Source organism: Yersinia sp. Marseille-Q3913 (assembly GCF_963892745.1).
GTDB classification, from domain to species: Bacteria; Pseudomonadota; Gammaproteobacteria; order Enterobacterales; family Enterobacteriaceae; genus Yersinia; species Yersinia bercovieri.
Genome location: NZ_CAWQAF010000026.1, coordinates 26,376 through 35,888 on the forward strand (window position 1 = coordinate 26,376; position 9,513 = coordinate 35,888).

Below are 9,513 nucleotides of genomic sequence, written 5' to 3' on the forward strand. Positions count from 1 at the left end.
TAGGGTATACCCCAAAACAACACGAGCTACGCGCAGCCTAAGTTCTACTATTGACCTCTGCTAAGAATGGGAGGATTACCCAACCACTCTCATCGAAGATAATGAACATTCAGTAGATTGCAGGTTGTACATGGATACTAATGAATTCACCTTAAATAGGCATTATATATAGGCGTGTTAAGGTATGCTAAATCTCCCTGAGATCATAACGAGAAAATATTAATTTTTTATTTTAATTATCCTGATGGTTATCTTATTACAGGGAGATCGAAGTGACTAAATAAGGATTTGAATGTGTTTTCTTTAACCCATGGGTTTTGTACTCGTCGGGTATACTCATCATGAGTAAAAGGTATTACTGATTGATATTTTTCATCTATTTTTTCGTTGTTTTCCAGCCAGCAGGGTTGAAGGATTAATCCGTTCCACCATTCATTATCAGGGCAATTTCGTCGTGTAACTTCTCGGGTCAGGTGGAAATAATATTTTTTTCCACTTTTTTTGAACTGATAATTCATGTTGAGTAACAACAGTAACGAAAAGCTCCAGATTTCCAGCCTTTTGTAATTCCATAATCCTTTGGCATCAGATACTTCCAGTAGAGAGATAAAATCCTGAATGGACAAACAGCCTTTATCACCGCCCTTAACTTTATGGCAGATCTCATATGCTCGCAACAGGTGAACAGATTGCATAAATTCTGTCCGTAGTTTTCGTCCGTGCAAGTCATCCCAGATAGAATCTTTCAGTAAACCATAACGTCTGGATGAAGAGCGAAGAAAACAGGTAGTGGGTGCATTATCTGGATGCCTAAAGCATTCAGTGACATTAGGGCTGTCAACACCATAAGTGCTTAATTTACTCTGACACCCTATGCAAATAGCGAAAGGGGCAGTCTTACATTCACTATTTCTCTGGCGCTCCAGTGCGCGAAACTGTGATGGTGTTACGGTATCTTCACCATACACATCAAGATAAGCTTTGGACATACGCTGCATTGCAATCCCTCAAAAACAATGTAATACCCGAAATGGTTTTATCGTGGGTAGAGTGATAAATCAAGAGGTAATGAGTAGCTCACCATTTTTTATTCAGCTTATCGTCAATGCAGGCTATTGCGTCATCATCATAGGGACTGGCAGTATCCTCTCAATGTTTCATATCTCTTTTTTCTCGTTTTTATTTTGACAGGAATACTTGAACAAACATGCATATGCGAAAAATAAGTTTCAGAGTGAAAATGAAAAAGACATCCAGCAATTTTCTTTGCTAAATACCTTTTCATTATTAAGCGCGTCTATACTCCATACCAGCAAGATCATTAATATAATTGGCATTCCACCACATCATTTCTCTCCGTTGATCCAGATACAGAGTATGGCTATAGGTTCACCAGATACTGTTTCGCAAAATCAAACGGACTTACCGCTTCCTCTCTGTTAATATCCAAAAAATCTGCCCACCATTGCAGCATTAGTCTACGCTCATCCAGAAACTCGGCTTTGTGGATGTACGCTGCCCGAACACCATTACGTTCCTGGTGGCTCATTTGCCGTTCCACCGCATCCCGTGACCACAACCCAGACTCAATCAATGCGCTGCACGCCATCGCTCGGAAACCATGACCACATACCTCCGTCTTGGTCTCATACCCCATCAAACGTAATGCCTTGTTGATGGTGTTTTCACTGATGGGCTTACGAGGATCATGATCACCAGGAAAGATCAGACCACTCTCACCACCAGAAAGGCGAAGTTCTTCCAGCATAGCTAACGATTGCTGGCTGAGTGGGACCAGATGCGTGGTGCGCATCTTTGAACCTCGGTGTGAGAATTTAACGCCGGGGATAGGTTCTCTTTCAGCCGGGATAGTCCAAAGTGCTCTTTCTGTATCGATTTCACTCCAGCGTGCATAACGAAGTTCACTGGAACGAATAAAAACGAACAGATTAAGCATCACGGCCAGGCGAGTAAGAGGTTGACCCTTATAACCCTCAATACGCGAAAGCAGCTCTGGGATGCGATTAAGTTCGAGGGCAGGCCGGTGAACGCGTTTAACCGTGGTAAGAGCCCCAACCATATCCTGAGCCGGATTATAATCAATGATCCCACACTGGACGGCATAACGCATGATGGCGGTGGTGCGTTGCAGTAGACGGGCAGACACTTCAAGAAATCCTGCATTTTCGGCTACCCGAATAGGGATGAGCAGGTCGGGTGTCCTGAGTGAAGCGATATCGCGAGTACCGTTCACAGGAAACAGATACATTTCCAGATTTTTGAGCACCTTTGCGCTGTGTTGTTCAGACCATTGCTTATTAGCAGCATGCCAGCGCCGGGCAATAACTTCGAATGTTTGAGTGGCATCGGGTAAAGCCTTTTTCGCACGCTTGACCTCACTGGGGTCGGAGCCCTCGGCAATCAATTTGCGCGCGGCGTCGCGTTTAGCCCGCGCTTCTGAAAGTGATAGGGCGGGGTAGACGCCCAATGCCAGGGTATTTTCTTTACCGAGATAGCGATAACGTAGTCGCCAATATTTTGACCCATTGGGATGAACCAGTAAATGCATGCCATCGCTGTCAGTCAGTTTGTAAGGTTTATCTTCGGTTTTTGCTGACCGGACTTTCACATCGGTGAGTGCCATGGATGGCCTCCGGAAGAGATTTTGTGGGTATAATAATTATCGAACTGGACTGTACCCGCATTTGTGCCCACAGGTGTAACTTGATGTAGGTAGAATCAGGTTGAATTCAGTTGATATGGAGTAGGGGGATGATAGCAGTAACAGCAGGATTTTAAATGCAAAAATGGACGTCAGTTGACGTCCATTGATAATAAGGTGGTGCCCGGACTCGGAATCGAACCAAGGACACGGGGATTTTCAATCCCCTGCTCTACCGACTGAGCTATCCGGGCAACGGGGCGCATTAAACCGTATTGGTGCCAAATCGTCAATGAGTTTCTGATATAAAGGCGATCAGTTGCTCTATTTTCACGCAAAATAGTTAGAAAGGCATAAAGTTGCCTGTTTTTAGTACCACAGATAAATATTTTATCTGATTGATTTATCGATTTTTTATTTTGCAGCTCGTTAAATAACAATGGCTTATATATTCACTAAATGTGCATTTTTATTGGCTATTAAGGGTTGCCCCAATGGATGAAACATGCAACTATTGCGCAAATTTTAGCATTAGTATTCATGCTTGTAGCCCATATCATTTCGAGAATTCAAACAGGAGGCGGTCATGGCACTATTACACTCCCCAATGCATATTGAACGCCTTATACGCACTCTTTTCTGTTGCACCTCTGCAAAGTCCCTTATTCCTTTCATGCGGTAAGGCTATCTGTTGCCCACTGTTAGGCATTATTAAAAATAGAGTAAATACTCTGGTTTTACTGATGTTTATTGGTCGGTGCTGAAACCAGCTCGCCTATTACTCAGACTTACCTTTCCGCCGATGAAAGGCGTAGGTGTAAAACATCAATTTGCCGGCATTGCATTAGCGCTCAATACTATGCGATGTCATCTATATGCCTTGAGTGGCAGCCTCATACCTGACCGTTTGAGAGTAAGTGATATGACACTATTAAAAATAGCAACAAGCGCCCGTCTGGCTTCTTATATAGAAACTCAGCGCGGTGTGGTGTATCTCAATCATACTGATTTTACTGATGTTGCCGCCGTAGTGATGTCGGTTGAAGATGCTAATGTCGGTATATTGTCAACGCTGCATGACCTTGGTTTTGCTATTCCGACTTTTATTGCTGTGATGTCAGAGCAGAGGGTTTCTGCGGACTATTTGCCGTTAATTAAAGGGATCATCACGCTGGGTGAGGCAAATAAAGCATTTTACAATGCTCAGGTGGAAGCTGCCGCCAGCGAATATCAAAGAAATCTATTACCGCCTTTTTTCTCGACGTTAAAAAAATATGTCGAGATGAAAAACTCAACCTTTGCTTGCCCAGGGCATCAGGGGGGCGAGTTTTTCCGTAAACATCCCGCAGGGCGTCAGTTTTTTGAGTTCTATGGCGAGACAATTTTCCGTTCAGATATGTGCAATGCTGATGTCAAATTGGGTGACTTGCTTATCCACGAAGGTGCGGCAAAAGATGCGCAAAAATATGCGGCTAAGGTGTTTAATGCAGATAAAACCTATTTTGTGCTGAATGGCACGTCGGCTGCGAATAAGGTGGTCACTAACGCCTTATTGACCCGTGGTGATTTGGTATTGTTCGATCGCAATAACCATAAGTCTAATCATCATGGCGCACTGATTCAGGCTGGAGCGACACCAGTCTATTTAGAAACAGCTCGTAACCCATTCGGGTTTATTGGTGGCATTGATGCCCACTGTTTCGATGAAAGTTATTTACGCCAGCAGTTGCGTGAGGTCGCGCCCGAACGTGCGGAAGAGGCACGGCCATTTAGATTGACGATCATTCAGTTGGGTACTTATGATGGCACTGTCTATAATGCACGTCAGATCATTGATAGTATTGGTCATTTATGTGATTACATTTTGTTTGATTCCGCGTGGGTTGGTTACGAGCAATTTATTCCGATGATGAAGGATTTCTCGCCGTTGTTGCTGGAATTAAATGAAAATGACCCTGGGATTATTGTGACTCAATCGGTTCACAAACAGCAGGCTGGTTTTTCTCAGACCTCGCAAGTGCATAAGAAAGATAACCATATCAAAGGGCAAAAACGGCACTGTAACCATAAACGTTTTAATAATGCATTTATGTTGCATGCTTCGACCAGCCCATTCTATCCATTATTCGCGGCACTGGATGTTAATGCCAAAATACACTCTGGTGATAGCGGCCGCCGTATGTGGATGGATTGCGTGAAACTAGGTATCGAAACCCGTAAATCATTATTAGCGCGTTGTTCAATGCTGCGACCTTTTATTCCTCCGATTGTCGGCGGTAAAGGATGGCAAGATTACGATACTGATATCATCGCCAATGACGCGCGCTTCTTTAATTTTGTGCCTAATGAGGCTTGGCATGGATTTGAAGGATATAACCAAGATCAGTACTTGGTTGATCCTTGCAAGTTATTGCTGACGACGCCCGGCATTGATGCCAGCACGGGCCAATATACTGAATTTGGTGTTCCGGCAGCGATATTAGCGACTTTTTTACGTGAAAATGGTATTGTGCCGGAAAAGTGCGATCTCAATTCGATCTTATTCCTGCTCACGCCGGCAGAAAATCCAGCAAAAATGGCTCATCTGGTTGATATGTTGGTACAGTTTGAACGCTACGTTGAGCAAGATGCACTACTTTGTGATGTGTTGCCGACGATATATCGTAAGAATGAAGAGCGCTATCTGGGCTACTCTTTACGCCAGTTATGCCAAGAAATGCATGATTTATATGTTAGTTTTGATGTTAAACAGCTACAAAAAGAGATGTTTCGCAAAGCGGGTTTCCCGAAGGTTGTCATGAACCCGCAAGATGCCAACATCCAGTTTATCCGCGATAATATCGAGCTGATTCCGATTGCTGAAGCAGAAGGACGTATTGCTGCTGAAGGTGCATTGCCATATCCGCCGGGTGTGCTGTGTGTGGTACCGGGCGAAGTATGGGGAGGGGCGGTGCAGAGTTATTTCCTGGCTCTGGAAGAGGGCATTAACTTACTGCCGGGCTTTTCTCCAGAATTACAGGGCGTTTATATCGAAAAAGGTGATGTGGAGTGGCGGCGTATTTTTGGTTACGTTATTACTCAGTAATTACAGTAAACCGACAGCCGATGAGTGTATCGGCTGTCCCACCCACTATTTTATCGCTATAGGGTTAATCAGTAACCGAAATAACGGGCTAATAAGACGGCTCCGGAGATCAACAATAAGATGTTTATTATTCGGATAAGCTGCTCGCGGCTGATCCCTAAACTGATTTTATTGGCGATAATTAACCCAACCAACATTCCTGGCGCGAGCAGTAACACCATCCACAAAATGGATAAATCCATATAAACCCCCGCCAGAGTAAACAAAATGACTCGGGTTAGGGTGCTTAGGCCAATGAGCGTCGTCTGAGTAATCCGTAAATTATCTTTGTTGGCTACCCGGCCTGATAAATAAATGGCATAGATAAACCCTCCACTACCAAATAGTGCACTAAAAACCCCCCCAATTAAGCCGAAAGGAATCGCTGCGATAGGCTTGAATTGTCCTTGTGGTTTACGTCGGCTGAGTGAGTAGATTGCATATAAAATGACAAATAGACCCAAAGCCAATAATAAAATATCGGGTCGAGTACGCAGCAATATAGTTGCACCAATCAGACTGCCAATAATCATTAATGGCACCAACCGTTTAAGCTCAGCAAGATCAGCATGTCGGCTATGACGCGCGACATTGGTGATTGCTGCGAACATATCGACGATTGCCAATAGCGGTACAATCTTAGCGACAGGAATAAACAGTGCTAATACTGGGCTAGCAATTAGTGCGGAACCAAATCCTGTGATGCCAAAAATAGTGTAGGCAACGACCATCGTGGAGAAGATTGCTACCATTTCGAAAACAGTAAGTCCAAAATCCATTTGCGCAGCCTGCGAGTGTAGGTAATAAAGTGATGATCGATACTATAAGCATTTTGTTGATAATCGTCGTTATTCAAATGTGCACTATTTTTCTGTGACCACAATTTTCCCATAAAAAATGGCACAGTGATTTGTGCCATTTGAGTTTTATTTATCAAGTCCCACTAAAACTAATAGCGGCGGTAGCTCTTCTGCGCGCTGTTCACTTTCACCAGATAACGGCGGGATTCACCGGATGGGTGCTTAGTGGTTAGCGTTTGGAATACATCACCCGGTGCCATGTTGTTGATAATATTCACCGCTTGATTTTTATCGCTGTGGAACACCCGTAATACGCTACCTGCACCACCATTATAAGAGGTAATAACGGCATAACGCCGTGAGGTCGTATTTTGAATGCCACCTAAATAGGTATTTTGCAGAATTGACAAATATGCTGTGCCTGCATCGATATTATTTGCTGGATCAAATAGATAACTACGACTTGGCTGACCACCTTTGCCTTTCAATTTGAATACATCTCGCCCGGCAGTATGCTGAACGACTTGCATCAGGCCCAGCGCATCAGAGCCGCTGACAGCATATGGGTTGAAGCTCGACTCTGTTTGCATGATCGCCAGAATCAGTGACTCTTCGACACCATATCGCTCAGCTGATTGTCGCACCAGTGGCAGATATTTATGAGCACGTTTATCCAGATGGTTTGGCACTAATTGCAAAGTCACCGACCAGATAACATGCAGGCCAGAGGTGCGTTTTTGCATTTTGGTTTGCAGTAAATAATCAGCAAAATGGGCCGCTCGCCACTCCCAGCGAATCGGCTCGCCATTATTATCGAGTACCTGCCCATAGAGGAATGGCTCTTTGCTGATCTGAATATCGTTAGCGTCAGAATAGAGATCAATCGAGCCTGGGTCATCGCCCATTAATAATGTCGTGATTATCGCCTGACGTAAGTGAGCAGCCGGATCGGTCGTGGCAATAGTTTCAACCGTAATAGTACCGGCATCGAAGTTGATATGGCTGCGGGTTTTATACTGATCCGTATACTTAACGTAATCTTTCGGACCCGCGATTAAGACTTCTTTTAATCCCCAAATATTTTCAATGTCGTGGGCAAATTGGCCCATTAAAATCTCAAAACCGTTGGTGTCTTTGACAAAGACTTCGCTATCTGCCTGATTTTTATTACCTGAGCAAGACACTAACAATGGTGCAATTACCAGCAAAGCTAAAATTTTCTTCATCTTAAAAGCCATATCTTGATGAGGAGTGGAACCCACAGAGGCCCCACGTGGTTATTTACTCGGCGGAGTATAACCTTCAATATGAACGTCCTGCCCCTCGAACAAGAAGTTGACCATCTCCTGCTCCAGCAGTTTGCGGTCTGCCACATTCATCATGCTGAGTTTTTTCTCATTAATTAGCATGGTTTGTTTGGCTATCCATTGTGACCAGGCTTCTTTTGAGATTTCGTTATAAATACGTTTGCCTATTTCGCCCGGATACAGCTGAAAGTCCTGCCCCTCAGCATCCTTCTTTAAAAACGTGCAAAAAATCGTTCTGCTCATGCTAAATCCTCTTCTATGACTATCGTCAAATAAAGCCGTTTGGGCCGATGGCTGTGCTGCCCGTTATTGTTTTGCCAACTCTGTTTTTGCCAACATATGCAATAAACGCTCAACTGGGGCGGCCACTCCTACCGAAGGTGGCTGTGCTAAGTTATACCAGAGACCAGCACCATCATCCATGCATCCACGGACTGATTCCACATTCAGCCACATCGGAACAATATCCAGATGGAAGTGGCTGAAGGTATGACGAAATGCGGTCAATTGCTGTAAACCACTTGCCGAAATACCTCGTTGCTGTAACCAGCGCTCAAGTTCTTCTTGCTCAGCAAATTGCGGGAAACAAAATAGCCCGCCCCACAGGCCCACTGGTGGGCGCTGTTCAAGCCACGCTTGGGTGTCTTTTTGCATCAACAGAAAATAGGCGGTTTTTTCCGGTATTGTTTGTTTGGGTTTTTTACCAGGGTAGCGTGCCCAGCTGTGATTAGCATAAGCCATGCAGCCGCTGTTTAGTGGACACAGTTCGCACTTGGGCTTAGAGCGGGTACAAACTATGGCACCTAAATCCATCATTGCCTGATTAAACGGGCCTACACCTTTAGCGGGTGTCACATCTTCGCTGATTTGCCACAACCGGCCTTCGACTTCCTTTTTACCGGGCCATCCCTCAACCGCATAGCAACGCGCCAGCACTCGCTTAACGTTACCATCTAAAATTGGAAAATGCTGCCCTAAAGCGAGCGACAATATGGCACCGGCCGTTGAACGACCAATACCCGGCAGGGCAAGGATCTCGTCAAAAGTGGTGGGAAACTCGCCCTGATGGCGTTCCACCACGGTTTGGGCTGCTTTATGTAGATTTCTGGCACGGGCGTAGTAGCCCAGTCCAGTCCATAAATGCAGAACTTCATCCAGCGGCGCTGCTGCCAGAGCACGGATATCAGGGAAACGCAGCATAAAGCGTTGGAAATAGGGAATCACCGTCGCAACCTGAGTCTGTTGCAACATAACTTCAGACAACCACACTTGATAAGGCGTTTTATCCAACTGCCATGGCAGTGTCTTGCGGCCAAAGCGTTGGTACCAATCAAGTACCGCGTGCGCGAATTGTTGCGCTTGCATCATAAGCAGGTATCGATATCCGGCAGGTAAATAAATAGGGCTGGATTGCAGCATAGAGTTCCGGCGCTGTAAACCCCCTTCGTACTTGAAACTGCAGCGGTGTTAGCTGCACTCACTCACCCGAATCACTGACTTGAGTCAGCTCATCGGGATTCATTCATTGGCTGCCTTGCTGTAGCTCCAATTACTTTGGGGGATACCTTCGTACTTGAAACTGCAGCGGTGTTAGCTGCACTCACTCACCCGAATCACTGA

7 protein-coding genes and 1 tRNA gene are annotated in these 9,513 nt (G+C 45.0%); 1 reads left to right on the forward strand and 7 read right to left on the reverse strand.

Annotated elements, in window-relative coordinates:
* Nucleotides 1-248: 248 nt before the first annotated feature.
* The 3 genes from AACW11_RS12415 to AACW11_RS12425 form a co-directional block, all read right to left on the reverse strand.
* Nucleotides 249-998, reverse strand: coding sequence for a hypothetical protein (locus tag AACW11_RS12415; RefSeq protein WP_212586835.1), 750 nt, complete (start codon nt 996-998; stop codon nt 249-251).
* Between the two features lie 383 nt (nt 999-1,381).
* Entirely contained in the window at nt 1,382-2,644 is a 1,263-nt protein-coding gene (locus AACW11_RS12420) for a tyrosine-type recombinase/integrase (RefSeq protein WP_212586836.1), read from the reverse strand.
* A 196-nt stretch (nt 2,645-2,840) separates the two neighbouring features.
* Nucleotides 2,841-2,916 (reverse strand) — tRNA-Phe (locus AACW11_RS12425).
* Between the two features lie 668 nt (nt 2,917-3,584).
* Between AACW11_RS12425 and speF the strand changes: the two genes are divergently transcribed.
* Nucleotides 3,585-5,747 (forward strand): ornithine decarboxylase SpeF, encoded by a 2,163-nt coding sequence (gene speF, locus AACW11_RS12430; RefSeq protein WP_212586837.1) that lies wholly within the window; start codon nt 3,585-3,587, stop codon nt 5,745-5,747.
* Nucleotides 5,748-5,815: 68 nt separating this feature from the next.
* Here speF and AACW11_RS12435 read toward each other — a convergent pair whose 3' ends face one another.
* The 4 genes from AACW11_RS12435 to mutY form a co-directional block, all read right to left on the reverse strand.
* Nucleotides 5,816-6,565 (reverse strand): sulfite exporter TauE/SafE family protein, encoded by a 750-nt coding sequence (locus tag AACW11_RS12435; protein WP_212586838.1) that lies wholly within the window; start codon nt 6,563-6,565, stop codon nt 5,816-5,818.
* 170 nt (nt 6,566-6,735) lie between these two features.
* Entirely contained in the window at nt 6,736-7,812 is a 1,077-nt protein-coding gene (mltC, locus tag AACW11_RS12440) for a membrane-bound lytic murein transglycosylase MltC (RefSeq protein ID WP_212586839.1), read from the reverse strand.
* 51 nt (nt 7,813-7,863) lie between these two features.
* Entirely contained in the window at nt 7,864-8,136 is a 273-nt protein-coding gene (locus tag AACW11_RS12445) for an oxidative damage protection protein (RefSeq protein ID WP_004876892.1), read from the reverse strand.
* A gap of 63 nt (nt 8,137-8,199) precedes the next feature.
* The gene (mutY, locus tag AACW11_RS12450) at nt 8,200-9,312 is read right to left on the reverse strand and encodes an A/G-specific adenine glycosylase (protein ID WP_212586840.1); all 1,113 of its coding nucleotides are present in this window, start codon (nt 9,310-9,312) and stop codon (nt 8,200-8,202) included.
* Nucleotides 9,313-9,513: the final 201 nt, after the last annotated feature.

Coding starts and splice junctions, on each gene's coding strand:
- AACW11_RS12415 (WP_212586835.1), bottom strand. CDS start 998: ATGCAGCGTATGTCCAAAGCTTATCTTGATGTGTATGGTGAAGATACC.
- AACW11_RS12420 (WP_212586836.1), bottom strand. CDS start 2,644: ATGGCACTCACCGATGTGAAAGTCCGGTCAGCAAAAACCGAAGATAAA.
- speF (WP_212586837.1), top strand. CDS start 3,585: ATGACACTATTAAAAATAGCAACAAGCGCCCGTCTGGCTTCTTATATA.
- AACW11_RS12435 (WP_212586838.1), bottom strand. CDS start 6,565: ATGGATTTTGGACTTACTGTTTTCGAAATGGTAGCAATCTTCTCCACG.
- mltC (WP_212586839.1), bottom strand. CDS start 7,812: ATGAAGAAAATTTTAGCTTTGCTGGTAATTGCACCATTGTTAGTGTCT.
- AACW11_RS12445 (WP_004876892.1), bottom strand. CDS start 8,136: ATGAGCAGAACGATTTTTTGCACGTTTTTAAAGAAGGATGCTGAGGGG.
- mutY (WP_212586840.1), bottom strand. CDS start 9,312: ATGCTGCAATCCAGCCCTATTTATTTACCTGCCGGATATCGATACCTG.